Here is a 16,750-nt window from a genome sequence, read left to right on the forward strand (position 1 = left end):
CAAGGCAAACCCGCACACCGTTCCGCCAACCCCGTAGTGAGGTATTCACAACGCCCCTTCCCGTGAAGGGGCAGAGCACACCAGGAGCATGACATGGCCAGCGACCACACCACCAAGGAAACCCCACCACCCGTCAAGGCAGCTTCATGGCTGCCCTTGATCGTGGTGGTCCTCACCCAGATCCAGGCATCATTCGCCGTCAATGCCTTGACGGTTTCCATGCAGGGCATCACCACCGACCTGGACACCGCAGCGACGTCAGTGGGCACTGCCATTACTGCCGGGACGTTTTCCATGGCGGCGTTCATCCTCTTGGGAGCGAAGCTGGGTGCCCGGTTCGGAACGCGCAAGGTGTTCCAGATCGCCGTCGCCATTCATGCCGCCGCCATGGCCGGGGTGGCACTGAGCCTCAGTCCGGCGATGCTCTTCATTGCCCAGGCGTCTTCCGGCGCTGTCATCGCACTTATCGCACCCGCACTCACGGTCTTTATCGCCACCAATTACAAGGACCAGCAACAAGCCAAGGCCATCGGGCTCCTGGCTGCCGCCATTCCGGCCGCGGGTGTCCTGGCCTTGCTCATCGCCGGGTGGTTCGCCACCACTATCGGATGGCGCTACTCGTTCGGTCTCATGGTGGTCCTCGGCGCCATCAACCTGCTGCTGAGTTTCAAGCTCAAAACCGTCCCGGCACAACCACAGCTGAAGATCGACTGGACGGGCTCCATCATCGCCGCGGTTGCCGTCATCCTGCTGAGCTTCGGTTTCAGCGGCCTCTCCGCCTGGGGTACCTGGTTCGCAACCAGCCAAGCGCCCTTCGACATCCTTGGGCTCTCCCCTGCGCCGCTGCTGATCCTCCTCGGAGCCATCGCGGGGCAGGTGTTCTTCATGTGGATCCGCAAACGCCAGGACGCCAAGCTGCCGCGCATCTTCGACCTCAGGGTCCTCGCCTCACGTTCCGAGCTCGCAGTCACTGCGTGCATGGCCATCATGCTCTTCGTGGGGACGGCCGCAAACTTCCTGATTCCGCTGTACATGCAGATCGTGCAAGGACGTTCCAGCATTGAGACGTCGTTCTCGATCATTCCCTACACATTGTCCATTTTCCTTGCGAGCACTTTCGTGGCGTTCCTGTACGACAAGTTCCCGCCCCGGACCATCGCGCAAGGCGGCTTCGTCGTGGTGGCCGGTGCGCTGGTCCTTCTCGCCTTCACCATCCGCAACGATTGGGGCCAGCTGTTCGTCGTGCTGGGCCTGATCCTGCTGGGGCTCGGCCAAGGCGCAATCGTCGCCTTGGTGTTCAATACGCTGCTCAGCGCGGTTCCCCGCGAGTTGGCCGGCGATGTCGGAGCCTGGCGCGGACTGGTCCATAACCTCTCCGGCAGTGTGGGCATCGCGGTGGCGAGCGCGTTCGCCGTCGGCATGCTGTCCTCGCTGATCGCCAGCGGCGCCGCCGCGCACCCTGAAGTGTCCCAGGAGCTGATCTACAAAGTGAACGTCAACGAGGCCGACTTTATGACCAACGCGCAGGTGGAAGCGGTGATCGGCGATCGCGTGAGCAGCCCCTCCGAGCTCGCGGCAGCGACGGAAGTCAACGAGGAAGCGCGTCTTCGCGCCCTGCAGATCTCCCTTCTTGGGCTCTCCGGGCTTGCCCTGCTGGCGATCGTTCCGGCGGGCCGAATGCCCGGCCGGATGAAAGGCGACCTGCCGGAACAGCTCGAACCCGACGATCCCGACGCGATCCCGGAGCCAGGCGTCACAGCGGACCACACTGAACCAACCACAACAGAACGGGCGAAACGGTGAATCACGAACCCTACAAACTGATCCCGGAAGACTTCTCTGCCCTCCCCTCCTTGGGCGGCACCGAACCGGAACTGCACTTCGTGGACGGCTTCGGTGCGCTCGACGTGATCGGGGTACTGGTCCCCTCAGAGGGTGACGTTCCCGAGTCCGTCGGCCTGCACCGGGAGGCATTGGCCAGCGCGGGGTTTGACGGCAAACCCGGGACTACCCTGCAGCTGGCCAATGCCTCAGGAACGCTGGTGGTTGCCGTTGGCGGAGGAAAGCCGGGTTCCTTGGACGCGGACGGCTGGCGCAAGGCGGCCGCGGCCTTGGTCCGGGCAACGCAGAAACACTCCCGGATCGGTTTTGAACTGCCTGAAGGTTTTGGAACAAACGGGACAACAGGGCTCGACGCCGGGCGGTTGGGACAGGTGCTGGCCGAAGGGGTGCTGTTGGCCCGGTACAGCTACGACACCCTCAAGAGCAGGGGCAAAGGAACCGCCCTTGCCGAAGTACAGTTCCTGGCTCCCGGCATAGACACCGACGCCGCTTCACGAGGAGTGGACACGGGCCGGGTGAAAGTGCGGGCCACCGCCATAGCCCGGGATCTGTGCAACGCTCCGCCAAGCCACCTCACTGCCGTTGGATTGGGTTCGGCGGCGAAGGAGCTCGGGGAACGGTTCGGATTTGGGGTTGAGGAGTTCGATAAACAGCAGCTGATCGACCTCCGCTGCGGCGGCCTTCTGGGCGTCAACGCCGGCAGTGCCCAGGAACCCCGGATGATCAAGCTCAGCTACCAGCCCGACGGGGCGCCCACCGGCCACCTCGGCCTGGTGGGCAAGGGCATCATGTATGACTCCGGCGGTGTCAGCCTCAAACCCAGCGACCCCATGCATCTGCTCATGAAAATGGACATGGGCGGCGCGGCGGCGGTCCTTGCCGTCTTCACCGCCTTGCGCGATCTCCACTGCAAATCAGCCGTCACCGGGTTCCTGATGTGCACGGACAACATGCCCTCCGGTTCGGCCTACAAGTTGGGGGACGTGCTCACCACGCGCAGCGGACTCACCATCGAGGTCAAGAACACCGACGCCGAAGGTCGCCTGGTGATGTGCGATGCCCTGACGCTCGCGGTGGAGGATGGCGTGGACGGGATCGTGGACATCGCCACCCTGACCGGGGCAGCCTTGATGTCCTTGGGACAGCTCACCGCCCCGGTCTTCGGGAACGATCAGCGTTTGGTGGACCTGGTGCTGGAGTCGGGCGGGCGGGCAGACGAACAGCTGTGGCAGCTTCCACTGGAACGGGCCTACCGCCCCCAACTGGATTCCGACGTCGCGGACATCTCCAACCTTGGCGGACCCTACGCCGGTTCCACCACTGCTGCCCTGTTCCTGGCCGAGTTCGTGGGTGAAACTCCCTGGGCGCACATCGACATTGCAGGCACTATGCAGTCGGACAAGGACGATTCCTGGCGAAGCAAGGGTGCCACGGGGTTCGGCGCGCGTCTCCTCATCGATCTGGCCCTGGACTATTCAGCTACCTGACCCGCGTCACCCTGCACGCCCCCGGAGACAGCAGCGAGGCCCCGACGCAGCAGCGTCGAGGCCTCGTGGCGTTCAGGCGGTGTGGCTAAGGCGGTTAGGCCTTCTTGCGGGTGAGCAGTCCCCAGATGATGAGGACCAGCAGGGCACCGCCGATGGCGAGCAGCCACGTGGACAGCGACCAGAACTCGTTGATGCCGACGTTGAAGAGCGCGCTGCCGATCCAACCGCCCAGCACGGCGCCGACGATGCCGAGCAGCAGCGTAGCGATCCAACCGCCGCCCTGCTTGCCAGGCTTAATGGCCTTGGCGATGGCTCCAGCAATCAAACCCAAAACGATCCAACCAATGATTCCCATTTTTCATCTCTCTTTCATAAGTAGGACCCAGTTCGGCATAAGGACGCATGCCGCTATCGACCTGATTGTTGGCTACCAGCTGAGTCGTCGGAGCATGCCGACGGTTTGGCTGGCAGACGGCCTGCCGGCAGGATCGGGGTCTGTCATGGCATGAAGCACCATGGACCAGCGCCGCCGAACCGTGCCGGGAATTCGGGGTTCCCCCAGAGTCCTTGCCACCATTGACTCGAGGGGAGGGCCTGGGAACGCTTTGGTTCCGGTCAGGCATTCAAGTGCCACCAAGCCCAGCGAATAGATATCGCTGGCCGGCGTGGACGTACCGCCGCACACCTCTTCGGGACTCAGGTAATGCGGTGTTCCCGACGACGATTTAGGCGCCTCATGACGCCCGTCGATTGCTATCCCAAAGTCGGTCAACCTGGCGATCCCGGGGCCGTCCGGATCCGCGCGGAAGTCCACCAGGATATTTCCGGGCTTGATGTCGTTGTGGACAATTCCCCGGCGATGAAGATGCGTGAGCGCCTTCGCGATCCCGCTCATCCACGCCACCGTCTGCTCGGGGGAGGCCGGGTGCTCGTGGAGGATCGACCGGAGGTCCTTGCCGTCCATCAGATCCATCACCAGATAGTTGCGGCTTCGCTGGGAGTCCTCATCCGCCGTCGTGCCCGAACCGAGCACCGCGACGATGTTCTGATGGCGAAGCCTGCTGTGGATGTCCACCTCGCGGCGGAAGGGCGAGTCCCGGGCGGCTTCTGTTGTGGACGGGTCCGTTGCCCGGAAGATCTTGACCGCCACATGCTTTCCGGTGCGCAGGTCGAGGGCTTCATTAACGTAGGCCTCCGAGCCGTCACCCAGCCGGGCGCCGAGTCGGTACCGTCCGCCGAGCACGACTGCACTTGCCTGCACTGCCCCTGGCTGCGCCATGATTGAACATCCGGCCCCGCGATCAAGGCGGACGGCCGCAACGTCAAGCGTGGTCACGCCAGGAGTGTTTCGATCTCGGCGGCCGGAACACCGGCCACCTCCGCGAGCGCCTGGGGGTTGACTCCGGCGTCAACGGCCTTCCTGAAGGCTAAGGCAAGGGTGTTCTGGGAGATAGCGAGTTCGTGCTGGAGACTCTGGCGGCGAAGCGCGGCGATCCAGACACCACTCACGGGATCAATGGCGTCGATGTCCATGCGGAAGCCGCATCCGCAGGCCCATTCCGGCCAGATGGGCTCTACCGAGACCCACTTCATGGCGTCATAGGATGGTCCGGCGGAGATGGCCATGTGCGACCCGCAATGCACTGGCCCCACGGGAATAACCTGGTCCGTGAGAACGTGCACGTCATTCTCAGCCACTGGTGTGGAACTTGGTTCACGCAGCGCGACTGTCATCGTCTTCCCACACATTCACTAGTAAGTAGCTTGGCTATCTAGTTATATGTGTACTTATCAATTATGTCCAGCCGGGACGTCAGGGGGTTGCGACGCTGTCAATGGCCGCGCGCATGCGCCGGAGGAACTCCACCACCACGGCGGAGTCTTCCGCGCTCAGGGTTTCGGCGGCCTCCATCATCCTCGAATGCATGTCCCCCAAGGTGCTGCGAACCTCCTGGTCGGAGCCCGGGGTTGGGCGCAAAATGAGGGCACGCCGATCGGTAGGATGCGGCTCCCGGCTCACGTACCCGGACCTGACCAAACGGTCCACCAGTGAGGTCATAGACGCCGACGTCACACCGAGACGGACCGCCAACTCCTTGGGTCCCACATCGCGCCCGGCCCGCTCGGCTTCAAGCAGGTAGCGCAAGGCTACAAGGTCGGTTTCGCCCATCCCCATGGAGGCGCGCGTGCGGCGGCGCATATCAGCCTCGGCGGAGCGATAGTCCCTCAGTGCGTTCAGGACGTCCACTGCGCCCATCTGCTTACGACTCTCAAGCCCGTACCAGTAGCCCTGACGTTCACTTTTGTCGCTCATCACCAGTCCTTTGGTAGACATGTATCTCGCTTGTCTAACCAATCGATCCTAGGCGATAACTTCCCCTGCCGCTGACGTCCAGCCGCTCAGGCCTTGGCCGGACCCCCGCGTACCCGCCGCCAGACCGCCGGAGCCACCACCACTGCCACGCCGACGGCGGCACCAATGACCGTCTCGATGATGCGGTCCCGCAGGAGCAAACCAGGATCGACCGGCGCCGCCAACAGCGTTGCAATCAATGCCAGCGGAGTCACGAAAACCTGCGCCACCAGATACTGCCGGGCAATGAACATTTCCGCGCCGAACTGGCAGGCTGCGATCACCATGACCATGGCCCACGGCGCGGGATTGAGCCACAGGATCCCGGCCAGCAGCACCAGCCCAATGACCGTTCCGGCGATCCTTTGGATGCCGCGGCTCACGCGGTGGCGCGTCGAGTGGCCTACCAGCGGAACCACGGCCGCAACCATCGCCCAGTAGGTATGCCCGAACCCGAGCCGCTCCCCCACCAGCGTCGCAATGGTCCCCGCAAGGCCCGCAGCAATCAGGTAACCGCCGCCTTCCAGCCAGATTGCGCGGCGTTCGGCGTCGGTGTGACGGATGGGAGGCGGACGTTTCCACGGCGTCCGATGGCTCTTGACGACGCGGGACGACATGCCAATCAGCAGGCAGAAAACAGTGGTCAGAAGCGATACCAGCATCGCTTCCCACAGAGGCGGTTGCGCGGCGATGGACGCGATGGCGGCAAACGCAAAGATGTGAAAGAGCGAACCGCCCGGTCGGAGCCTCCAGGCCGCCACCACCACTGAGCAGACGCCCGCCACTACGGTGGTCGCGGCGGTCAGAAGCCACGAATATGCGGCACCTTCCAGCCCCGGGCTCTGCGCAAAGCGGGCCATGAGGGTCGCAAGGAGGATGATGAAAAGCATGAAGCCGCCGGCACGCAACTGGCTGCGGAAGCGGATGCTGTGGGGCTCATTGCGGCCATAGATTCCGGTGAAGGCTCCGAATGAGGCAAAAACTGCCAGGTCCAGGCGTCCGATCAGCGTCAGCGTGATCAGCGGAACAAACACACCTACAGCGCAGCGGAGGGCGGGATGGTGGTCCTTGTTTCCAGGACCCATCGTGAACATTTCCGCTACAGCCTTCAAGGGGGCGGCTCGCCTTTCGTCGCAGGATCAAACGTACGACGACGGCGCTGGCGTCCGTTTCAAGGTTACGCTCCGAGCCCTGGACTACTTGGAGTTTTTGTACAGATAGTGCCCCTAATCACGCGTTATCAGGGCATTATCTGTACAAAAACCCGGGGGTCAGAAGCGGGATGCTGCGAGGCTGTTGACCTGCGTCGTGGAGAGCTCGTTGCCGGCGAGGTCCGTCACTCCGGCTGCCGGAGCGTATCCGGGAAGTGGCGTCGGCGTAGCAGCCACCGTCAGCGTCCCGGGGCCTCCCGCCCCCAAGGTGATGGTGAGTGTCTTGGCGCCCGGGTTCCACGTCAGGATGGAGCCGCTGGTGTTGTTCCCGGCGAAGGTGAGGGCCGTGTCGGTGTAATTCCCACCGAGTGCCACACTGCCAACCCTCAAACTGGGGCAACCCGCCTGGGACACGGTCAGCACGTCGCCTGCACTGATGTTAACCAGGACCTGGCTGCTGCCGTTTCCACTCTGCGTCTGCGTTGTGGTGTTGCTGGTCCAGGCGCTGCAGATGGTGTTGGCGATCAGGATCTCGGAGAAGGTGAGCTTCACGGAGTCGGTCTGCTCTACGATGCCCGGGGTTTTCCCTGTGCCGTTGTTCAGCTGGACCGCGGTGACCGTTGGCGCTACTACATCCTTGGTGGAGGTTGCCGTCCCGGCGGGTCCGGTGTTTCCGGCCGCATCGCTTGCACGGGCCGAAGAGGAGATGGTTCCGTCAGTGAAAGCCGAGAGGTTCAACGGAGCGGCGGTCCACACACCGGAGGCAAGGGTGGTGACAGTCTGCGTCACCGGCGCTGCGCCGGCACCGGACACCGTGAGGGTCACCGAGGAGTTCGCCTCCGCCGTGCCGCTGATGGGAACGCTCCCCACGGTGGACTGGTTGACGTAAGCCGGCGCGGTAACCACCGGAGCCAGGGGCGCTGTGGTGTCCGTGACAGGTGTGGTGGCAGTGCTGCGTTGGCTCTCGGTTCCTTGCCACAGGTAAAGGGCGGGCGTCACGGTGTAGTACCAAGTTCCCGCGGCCACTCCGGCCTCAACGCAACCCAGTCCAACCACCGTTCCCGCGCATCCACCTGTCGCCGGAACCTTCGTCCCACCCGTAGCGGAACTGTAGCGCGCAATACTGTAGCCGGTGACGGACCGTCCTGCCGCCGTCGTGCCGGCCGTCCATGACACCGTCACGTTGGCGCCGGAGATGGCGGTAGCGGGCCTGGCGCCTTGGGCTACCGAATCGGCCTTTACTGCGCCGGGCCCGCTGCTGATGGAGCCCCAGAATGCGCTGGCAGCCGGACCTCCCCAGGAGACGAGGAGGATGCCGGCCACGATGATCGCGAGCCTGCTCCGCCAGCCGAACACAGCAGGTACAGGACGGTTTTGACGAAGCCGGCTCACTTCCGTACCTCCAGCGTGACGGGAACGGTGAATTCGGCGCCTTGGCAGGCGGATACCGACGTCGCGCTCATTCCTGCAGCGCCCTGGAGCGTCAGCAGGATGGAGGAGTTCGGCTGGATGATCAGCGGCGGTGAAAGCGGCACGGGAGGCGGTGTGAACGACACTCCCGTTGTGGTGCAACCGGGGTGGGCCGCGTCGGCGGTCACGGGCCCGTTGGCCGCAAAACCGTAGACGGTGACGGCGTGCGGGTTGGGGTTCGACGCGCGAAGGAGGACGTCTGCGGTTCCGCCGGGGACCAGGCTGGTCTGGGAAGTGTCGCCCGGGACCAGTGCGTCCACCGTGACGGCCTGCATGGTGCCATTGCTTGCTGAACCGCTGCCTGTTCCCGCAGCCGCCCAGTAGGCATAGGCGGAACCTGCGCCGCCCAGGACGCAGAGGGCCACGGTGGCCACAGCAGTTCGTGCAAGCCGGCCATGAGTGGGGATGCGCGGAGTTGGGACTGTGGTCATGTCAGTTCGCCTGTCCTGTTCCGCTGAACGTCAGCCGGATGGTGGCACCCTTGCACCCATCCTGGAGCTGTGACGTATCCAGCATGGTGATCTGGGGCCGTTTCGGCTCAGGAACCCCCAGCGATGAGAGGGAGCGGCTCCCCGGCGCCACTGTCAGCGGATACGTTCCGGAGTACTGGGCGAGCGTGTAGTCGGCCGGAGTGCACGGCAGGTTGGCCGCCACCGCGGCGGGAGTCCTCACCACTTGGCTGATGGCAACCGTCAGATTGCTCACCGCGATGGCCTTGTTGTTGGGGTTGGAGATCAGCAGGTCCACGGACCGTGTAACTCCCGGAGCGAGCAGCCCGCTGACAGTACCGCTCACATCAAAGGTCCGGTTTACCTCCAGGACGTGCAACTGCGCCTGCGCTGACGACTGGAGAGTTCCGGCCGTCCCCTTCACGGTGAAGTTGGTCTTTCCAGCCGGGGTGGCGGGCGCCGTGGTGATGGTCAACGCCACCTGGGCGGTGCCTCCGGACGTCAACACCACCGACGACGGCGACCATGCAGCTGCCGCTCCTGCCGGCAGACCTGTGGCGGCGAACGTCACCGGTCCCGTAAAACCTCCCGTGGATGCTGCGGACACCGTGTACGTGGCTGATTGACCCTGATCCACCGTGCGGCTTGAAGGCGACAACGTCACGGTGATTCCTTTGGTGACCTTGGCCTGACCGCCCTGTGCATCGCTTGCGGCAAGTGCCCCAACAGGCACCAATGCCACTACCAACGCCAGGAGCAGCGCGCGTAGTGGTATCGCGACTCGGTGCAATGGCGCGGTGCGCTCTGGGCGGGGGTCCATGGAAGCTCTTTTCGGACGTATTCGGTGCTGGGCAGAAGGATCAGCCGGGGATCACCACTCGCAGGATGATCCCCGGCAGGCCGGTGCTACAGGCTTGAGACGTTGACCGTCACGATTGCCGACTTGCAGGCGTCCTGGTTCTCGGTGGTGCTGTCATTGAACTTCAGGACGCCGCTGCCCACTGAGGTTCCGGTGGAACCGGCCGCCACAGGGCTGCTGCTGGTCACCGCGGTGACCTCGAACCAAGCCGGAAGACAACCGGCCACGTTGGTGGTCACATTCGCGGAGAGGGCGCCCACCACCGTGCTGGAGGTGGTCGAGTTATCGGCCGTGTAGGCCACATCGACCTGGTTGCCTGGTGCGAGCCCAGCGGCGAACGTGGCGTGGAGCGTCACCGTTCCGCCGCCGGACGCGGTGGCGGCTGAGCCGTTGCCTGAGCCCGTGGTGGTCCAGTAGGCATAGGCAGCCCCGCCGCCGACGGCTACCAGTGCCACGCCGGCGACAGCAGCGGTGATCCGGCTTTTCTTGGAAAGCTTGCGCATGATAAGACTCCTTGGTTTTTCTATGTCCCGGGGAGCCGCATCGCAACCCCCAGCATCCGAACGTTGTTGTCGAATGAAGCGATGCCCCCATGTTTCTGTGCGCCAGGCTTCCGTGGCTACCCTTTGCTGTACGCCTCTTTTAAGCCCGAACGAGGGGTCAGAAATACGCTCATACCGCATGCAAGTACTCAGGTTCTGGCGGCGGACTACTTGGATGGGCGCCGCTAAATGCAGTCAGGGCCGGGCGGTGGGTACTCAGTTTCAGTCAACGCGACCCGGGCGCCGTCCGCTGGCTTTGCGATCCTCCGCAGCACGCAGCTCCACCTGACTGCGCGAACATTGTGCCCGTCTTGAGCAAAAACTGCGCTGGTGTTCGAGTGCTGGGGTTTATGACTTAACCCCCGACGGCGGTCGGTCGCCTCTTGGAGGTGACCGACCGCCGTCGGGCATGGACGCTTCCGGTTGTAGAGCTGTTGCGGTCACACCAGGTGCGGGAGGGCGTCCAAGGAGTTGAAGCTGTAGAGCCGGATTGCCGTTGGTGGGGATGATTTCAACGCAGTGAGGGTCCTTGTGTGGGGCTTAGCCGTGGGCGGCGAGGATGGTGGAGGCTTCCTGGCGGGTGGTGCCGGAGTCCTGGATGCCCTCGGCAATGTGGGCGAGGTGGGCGGGGATGTCCCGGCCCTTCTTCCGCATCGCGGTGGCCCACAACCTCCCGGCCCGGTACGAGGACCGCACCAACGGTCCGGACATCACACCAAGGAACCCGATCTCCTCGGCCTCGTGCTGGAGGTCCACGAACTCCTGCGGCTTGACCCACCGGTCCACCGGCAAGTGCCGCTCGGACGGGCGCAGGTACTGGGTGATCGTGATCAAATCACACCCGGCCGCGTGCAGGTCCCGCAGCGCCTCGGAGATTTCCTCGCGGGTCTCGCCCATGCCCAGGATCAGGTTGGACTTGGTCACCATGCCCAAATCCCGGCCCTGCGTGATGACATCCAGGGACCGCTCGTACCGGAACGCCGGGCGGATCCGCTTGAAAATCCTCGGCACGGTCTCCACGTTGTGCGCGAACACCTCGGGCTTGGAATCACAGATCGCCGCGATGTGCTCGGGCTTGCCGGAGAAATCCGGGATCAACAACTCCACCCCGGTGCCCGGGTTCAGTTCATGGATCTTCCGCACCGTTTCGGCGTACAACCACACACCCTCATCGGCGAGGTCGTCACGGGCCACCCCGGTCACCGTGGCGTACCGCAACTGCATGGCCTGGACGCTCCGCGCCACTTTGGTGGGTTCGAACATGTCCACCGGGGACGGCTTACCGGTATCGATCTGGCAGAAATCACAGCGCCGGGTGCACTCAGACCCGCCGATCAGGAACGTCGCTTCCTTGTCTTCCCAGCACTCAAAAATGTTCGGGCAACCGGCCTCTTCACACACCGTGTGCAGGCCTTCCTTCTTCACCAGATTCTTGAGCTGGACGAACTCCGGACCCATCTGGACCTTGGCCTTGATCCACTCGGGCTTGCGTTCAACCGGGACCGCCGAGTTACGCTGCTCGACGCGCAGCAACTTACGGCCTTCAGGGGCGAGTGTCATGACGTTCCTTCGAGTTGATCTCTAAATTCTTGCGTTGCGGGGCCTGTTCTGCGCCCTTCGGCTTCGGCATACCGTGCACAGCGGGCCTCACAACTCAGCATTCGACAACGTTGACGGCGAGGCCGCCCATCGCTGTTTCCTTGTACTTATCGGACATGTCCTTGCCCGTTTCCCGCATGGTCACAATGACCTCATCCAACGACACCCGATGCGTCCCATCACCCCACAACGCCATCTTCGCCGCGTTGATCGCCTTCGCCGCAGCAATCGCATTCCGCTCAATACACGGAATCTGCACCAGCCCGCCGATCGGATCACACGTCAACCCCAAATTATGTTCCATCGCGATCTCCGCAGCATTCTCCACCTGCCCCGGCGTACCACCCATCACCTCAGCCAAACCAGCAGCAGCCATCGACGACGCCGATCCCACCTCACCCTGGCAGCCCACCTCAGCACCCGAAATGGACGCCTGCTCCTTATACAACACGCCCACAGCACCCGCAGTGAGCAAGAACTTCACCACCACATCATCCCGATCCTGCTGGGAAGCCTTGTCCATGCCCGGCGCATAATTCAACGCGTAATACAGCACCGCCGGAATAATCCCCGCAGCACCATTCGTCGGCGCCGTCACCACCCGGCCACCCGAAGCGTTCTCCTCATTGACCGCCAACGCGATCAGATTCACCCACTCCTGCCAATACTTCGGATCATTCCGGTCCTTGTCCTCCTTGAGCAGCCGCTCCAACCAATCAGGCGCACGACGCCGGACCCGCAACCCGCCAGGAAGCACACCCTCACGCTTCAAGGACGTTTCAACACAGGCTTCCATCACCTGCCAGATATGCAGCAGACCCTCCCGGATCTCCTCCTCGGACCGGGACGCACGCTCGTTGATGAACATGATGTCGCTGATCCCCAACCCTTTGGACTGGCACCGGCCCAACAACTCCGCCGCCGTCCGGAACGGCAACGGCAACTCCTTCTTGGACTCCTCAAGATCCTCAAGGGCCGCGTCTTCCTCACCCTCCCGGACAATAAACCCACCACCCACCGAAAAGAACGTCGCCTCCCGCAGCACGTTCCCCTCAGCATCAGAAACAGCAAACTTCATCCCATTGGTATGCCGCGGCAACACCGTCAACGGATGCAGAACCATGTCCTCCAGGGCGTAGTCGAGGAGGACCCCGCCAGCCAGGTTGAGCTTCCCCGTGTCGGCAATGGAAGCCAGCCGCTCCTCCACCTCGTCAGGCAGGATCTCCTCGGGGTCGTATCCCTCCAGCCCCAGCAGGACGGCCGTGAAAGTGCCGTGTCCCTTACCGGTGGCGGCCAACGATCCGTACAGATCAACCCGCAAACCGGCAATGGATTCAAGCACTCCGGACTCACGAAGCTCACGGGCAAAGACCGCCCCGGCCCGCATCGGCCCCACAGTATGCGAACTCGACGGCCCAATACCCACAGAGAACAGATCGAAGACTCCAACGGCCATGGCTATTTCCTCACTAAGTAAAACGACATTGAACCCGCCCCGCCCCCAACAAACGGAACGGACCCCAAAGCACACTTCGCCGGTTCGGGGCTTCGCTGCAAAACACGCCGCGTCCACGGCATGTCCCGCAGCAACCCCCCGAACCGGACAAAACACCAACGCATTCCCAAACCAACCCAACGCCCGAAGAAAACCCCCGGCAGCTGGACCAATCTCTCAAACAAGCGAACCCGCGAGTCGTGCCCCATCTGTGCAACCCGACTGTGTGCAACCCGGCTATGTGCAACCCGGCGGGCCCCCTTGGGGCCGGCATCCGGAAGCGGGCGTCCAAGGGAGCATCCCATCCGCCCAGCGGATGCCTATGCGACCGAGCCCGCGGAGGATGTCGGCCCCAACGGGCGAAGGCGACCGAGCCCGCCGAGGACTTCAGGCCCATCGGCCAACGCAACCGAGCGACTAGCTCAGGTTCGCGACTCCCGGATACAGCGGGTGCGCCTTCGCAAGAACATCAACACGGTGACGCAGCCCGGAAAGGTCCGCGTCGGCGTCGGCGATCAGTGCCTCGGCGATGATGTCCGCCACCTCGCGGAAGGCCGCTTCGCCGAAGCCGCGCGTGGCCAACGCCGGGGTGCCGATGCGCAGTCCGGAGGTGACCATGGGCGGGCGGGGGTCGAACGGGACGGCGTTGCGGTTGACGGTGATGTCGATCGCGGCGAGGCGGTCTTCGGCTTGCCGGCCGTCGAGTTCGCAGTTGCGGAGATCGACGAGGACCAGGTGCACGTCCGTTCCACCGGAGACGACGCTGATGCCCTGGGCGGCGACGTCGGGCTGGACCAGTCGCTCGGCCAGGATGCGGGCGCCGGCGAGGACGCGTTCCTGACGCTCACGGAACTCCTCCGAGGCGGCGATCTTGAATGCCACAGCCTTGCCGGCGATGACGTGCTCCAGCGGGCCGCCCTGCTGGCCGGGGAACACGGCCGAGTTGATCTTCTTGGCGATGTCGGCGTCGTTGGAGAGGATGATGCCGCCACGGGGACCGGCGAGGGTCTTGTGCGTGGTGGACGTGGTGACGTGCGCGTGCGGGACCGGCGAGGGGTGCAGCCCCGCAGCCACCAGGCCGGCGAAGTGGGCCATGTCCACCATCAGGTAGGCGCCCACGGAGTCGGCGATCCGGCGGAACTCAGCGAAGTCCAGCTGCCGCGCATAAGCGGACCAGCCGGCCACGATCAGTGCGGGCTTGTGCTCCTGTGCCAGGGCCTCTACTTCGGCCATGTCCACCGTGTGGGTGTCCTCGCGAACGCCATAGGGGACCACGTTGTAGAGCTTGCCGGAGAAGTTGATCCGCATGCCGTGGGTCAGGTGCCCGCCGTGGGCCAGGTTCAGGCCCATGATGGTGTCACCGGGCTTGATGAGGGCGTGCATCACGGAGGCGTTGGCCTGCGCACCGGAGTGTGGCTGGACGTTCGCGAACTCAGCACCGAACAGGGCCTTGATGCGATCAATCGCGAGCTGCTCAATCACATCGACGTGCTCGCAGCCCCCGTAGTAACGCTTGCCGGGGTAGCCTTCGGCGTACTTGTTGGTCAGCACCGAACCTTGTGCCTGCATCACGGCGACGGCCGTGTGGTTCTCCGAGGCGATCATTTCCAGGCCGTCGCGCTGGCGACCCAGTTCGTCGTCGATCTTCGCAGCGATCTCAGGATCCAGCTCGGACAGCCGCGCGTCCAACGACGCCGACACCACTTGCTGGTATTCAGTCACAGATACCGGGTTCACAGTTCTCCACCGTTCGTTGCAGCGTATTCTTCGGCTGACATGAGCGGCCCTTCTTCCGTGGCGGCCACCTTGAACAGCCAGCCCGCGCCGTAAGGATCGTTGTTGATGAGGGCGGGATCGGTGACGACGGCGTCGTTGATCCCGGTCACCTCCCCCGTCACGGGCGAGTACAGGTCGGACACCGACTTGGTCGATTCCACCTCGCCGCACGTCTCGCCGGCGGTCACCGTGGAACCAACCTCGGGCAGGTCCACATACACAATGTCGCCCAAGGCATCAGCGGCAACCGCGGAAATCCCGATCCCCACAGGCCCGTCACCATCAACGGCAACCCACTCGTGCTCAGCCGAGTATTTCAATCCAGCAACTACCTTGCTCATCAGACTCCTTCTCTCACTAATTAAAACTTTTCAAGATCACCCACGGCAGGTAGACCCATCCCCAGCGCTTAGGGGTTCAAACAGCGCCACAGCCCCGGTGGAAGTGACTTTCGGTAACAAAGCCCCTGTGGGAGTGGCATCCGGAAGCGGGCGTCCAAGGGAGCATCGCGTCCGCCCAGCGGGCGCTTCTGCGACCGAGCCCGCGGAGGATGTCACTCCCGCCGGGACCTACTTTGCCCGCTTGTAGAACGGCAGCGGCACAACTTCGAACGGCTCTGCCCTGCCGCGGAGATCCACCTCGACGATGGTGCCCGGCTCTGAATGCTCGACGTCGACATACGCCATCGCTACCGGGTAACCGAGCGTGGGGCTCGGTTGGCCGGAGGTGACTTCGCCGATGAGCGAGCCGTCTTTGAGGATCGAGTAGTGGGCGCGGGCGGCGCGGCGTCCGGCGCCCTTGAGGCCCACGAGCTTCTGGCCCAGAGCCGATCCGACGCCGGCTGCCTTGATCGACGTCAGCGCTTCCCGGCCAACGAAGTCGCTTTCCTTGGCCAGGGAAACTACGGGGCCGAGGCCTGCGGTGTAGGCGTTGACGTGGATGGAAAGTTCGTTGCCGTAGAGCGGCATGCCGGCTTCCAGGCGCAGCGAGTCGCGGGCTGCGAGGCCTGCTGGGATGAGGCCGTGGCCTTCGCCGGCTTCGAGCAGTGCTTCCCAGAGGCCCGGGGCGTCGAGGTTCGGGACGTAGATCTCGAAGCCGTCCTCGCCGGTGTAGCCTGTTCGGGCCAGCAGCAGGTCCAGGGTACCGCCGTCGAACGTCAGCCGTACCTCCACGGCGGCGTAGTACTTCAGCCCGGTGACCAGCGCGTGCTGATCGGCGGGAACCAGGGTCAGCAGGATGGCTTCGGCGTTGGGGCCCTGCACCGCGATCAGCGAAGTCTCCGCTGAGGCATCTTCCATCACAACGTCGAACCCTGCCGCGCGCTTCAGCAGCGCCGCAGCCACCACCTTGGCGTTGCCTGCGTTGGGCACCACCAGGTACTTGTCCGCACCTTCCTCGGGAGAGGGCCGACGGTAGGTGATGAGGTCGTCGATGATGCCGCCGTCGGTGTTGCAGATGAGCGAGTACTTCGCTTTGCCCACGGCGACCGCGGACAGCTTGCCCACCAGCGCGTAGTCCAGGAAGGCAGCCGCCTCCGGGCCGCTGACCCAGACTTCGCCCATGTGGGAGAGGTCGAACAAGCCCGCGGACTTGCGGACGGCGTGGTGCTCGGCGAGCTCCGACTCGTACTTCAGGGGCATCTGCCAGCCGCCGAAGTCCGTGAAGGAAGCGCCGGCCTTTTTGTGCTGCTCATAGAGAGCTGTGTAGTTATCAGGCATGTCGGGAGT

The 16,750-nt window shown here is 64.0% G+C and carries 16 protein-coding genes; 2 read left to right on the top strand and 14 right to left on the bottom strand.

Annotated elements, in window-relative coordinates; genetic code table 11:
• Positions 1-93: 93 nt before the first annotated feature.
• Together ACIQLI_RS12720 and ACIQLI_RS12725 are read left to right on the top strand one after the other, a co-directional pair.
• The gene (locus tag ACIQLI_RS12720; RefSeq protein ID WP_400388857.1) at positions 94-1,803 is read left to right on the top strand and encodes an MFS transporter; all 1,710 of its coding nucleotides are present in this window, start codon (positions 94-96) and stop codon (positions 1,801-1,803) included.
• Positions 1,800-3,329 (top strand): leucyl aminopeptidase family protein, encoded by a 1,530-nt coding sequence (locus ACIQLI_RS12725; RefSeq protein WP_400388860.1) that lies wholly within the window; start codon positions 1,800-1,802, stop codon positions 3,327-3,329. Before ACIQLI_RS12720 ends, ACIQLI_RS12725 begins: the two co-directional genes overlap by 4 nt.
• 94 nt (positions 3,330-3,423) lie before the next feature.
• Here the strand turns inward: ACIQLI_RS12725 and ACIQLI_RS12730 are convergent, their stop codons facing one another.
• From ACIQLI_RS12730 to gcvT, 14 genes are all read right to left on the bottom strand, one after another.
• Positions 3,424-3,684, bottom strand: coding sequence for a GlsB/YeaQ/YmgE family stress response membrane protein (locus ACIQLI_RS12730; RefSeq protein WP_207595429.1), 261 nt, complete (start codon positions 3,682-3,684; stop codon positions 3,424-3,426).
• 72 nt (positions 3,685-3,756) lie between these two features.
• Positions 3,757-4,665, bottom strand: a complete 909-nt coding sequence (locus ACIQLI_RS12735; protein ID WP_400388864.1) for a serine/threonine-protein kinase — start codon at positions 4,663-4,665, stop codon at positions 3,757-3,759.
• On the bottom strand, positions 4,662-5,027 hold the full coding sequence (locus ACIQLI_RS12740; protein WP_400388866.1) for a hypothetical protein: 366 nt from the start codon (positions 5,025-5,027) through the stop codon (positions 4,662-4,664). The genes ACIQLI_RS12735 and ACIQLI_RS12740 overlap by 4 nt, the downstream gene beginning before the upstream one ends.
• Before the next feature lie 115 nt (positions 5,028-5,142).
• On the bottom strand, positions 5,143-5,643 hold the full coding sequence (locus ACIQLI_RS12745; RefSeq protein ID WP_400388868.1) for a MarR family winged helix-turn-helix transcriptional regulator: 501 nt from the start codon (positions 5,641-5,643) through the stop codon (positions 5,143-5,145).
• Between the two features lie 86 nt (positions 5,644-5,729).
• The gene (locus ACIQLI_RS12750; RefSeq protein WP_400388870.1) at positions 5,730-6,794 is read right to left on the bottom strand and encodes an FUSC family protein; all 1,065 of its coding nucleotides are present in this window, start codon (positions 6,792-6,794) and stop codon (positions 5,730-5,732) included.
• Positions 6,795-6,953: 159 nt separating this feature from the next.
• Entirely contained in the window at positions 6,954-8,225 is a 1,272-nt protein-coding gene (locus tag ACIQLI_RS12755) for a hypothetical protein (RefSeq protein ID WP_400388873.1), read from the bottom strand.
• Entirely contained in the window at positions 8,222-8,734 is a 513-nt protein-coding gene (locus tag ACIQLI_RS12760; RefSeq protein WP_400388876.1) for a hypothetical protein, read from the bottom strand. Before ACIQLI_RS12760 ends, ACIQLI_RS12755 begins: the two co-directional genes overlap by 4 nt.
• A 1-nt stretch (position 8,735) precedes the next feature.
• Complete coding sequence (locus ACIQLI_RS12765) at positions 8,736-9,572, bottom strand: hypothetical protein (protein WP_400388879.1); 837 nt, start codon at positions 9,570-9,572, stop codon at positions 8,736-8,738.
• An 86-nt stretch (positions 9,573-9,658) separates the two neighbouring features.
• Complete coding sequence (locus ACIQLI_RS12770; RefSeq protein WP_400388882.1) at positions 9,659-10,114, bottom strand: hypothetical protein; 456 nt, start codon at positions 10,112-10,114, stop codon at positions 9,659-9,661.
• 579 nt (positions 10,115-10,693) lie between these two features.
• On the bottom strand, positions 10,694-11,713 hold the full coding sequence (gene lipA, locus ACIQLI_RS12775) for a lipoyl synthase (RefSeq protein ID WP_089594525.1): 1,020 nt from the start codon (positions 11,711-11,713) through the stop codon (positions 10,694-10,696).
• Positions 11,714-11,807: 94 nt separating this feature from the next.
• Positions 11,808-13,208 (bottom strand): L-serine ammonia-lyase, encoded by a 1,401-nt coding sequence (locus ACIQLI_RS12780; protein ID WP_400388885.1) that lies wholly within the window; start codon positions 13,206-13,208, stop codon positions 11,808-11,810.
• A gap of 456 nt (positions 13,209-13,664) precedes the next feature.
• Positions 13,665-14,984, bottom strand: coding sequence for a serine hydroxymethyltransferase (gene glyA / locus ACIQLI_RS12785; RefSeq protein WP_400388888.1), 1,320 nt, complete (start codon positions 14,982-14,984; stop codon positions 13,665-13,667).
• Complete coding sequence (gcvH, locus tag ACIQLI_RS12790) at positions 14,981-15,364, bottom strand: glycine cleavage system protein GcvH (protein ID WP_354231196.1); 384 nt, start codon at positions 15,362-15,364, stop codon at positions 14,981-14,983. Before gcvH ends, glyA begins: the two co-directional genes overlap by 4 nt.
• 228 nt (positions 15,365-15,592) lie before the next feature.
• The gene (gene gcvT / locus ACIQLI_RS12795; RefSeq protein ID WP_400388892.1) at positions 15,593-16,741 is read right to left on the bottom strand and encodes a glycine cleavage system aminomethyltransferase GcvT; all 1,149 of its coding nucleotides are present in this window, start codon (positions 16,739-16,741) and stop codon (positions 15,593-15,595) included.
• Positions 16,742-16,750: the final 9 nt, after the last annotated feature.

Origin of the sequence: Paenarthrobacter sp. NPDC091669, from assembly GCF_044756725.1 — a bacterium.
Lineage (GTDB): Bacteria > Actinomycetota > Actinomycetes > Actinomycetales > Micrococcaceae > Arthrobacter > Arthrobacter bambusae_C.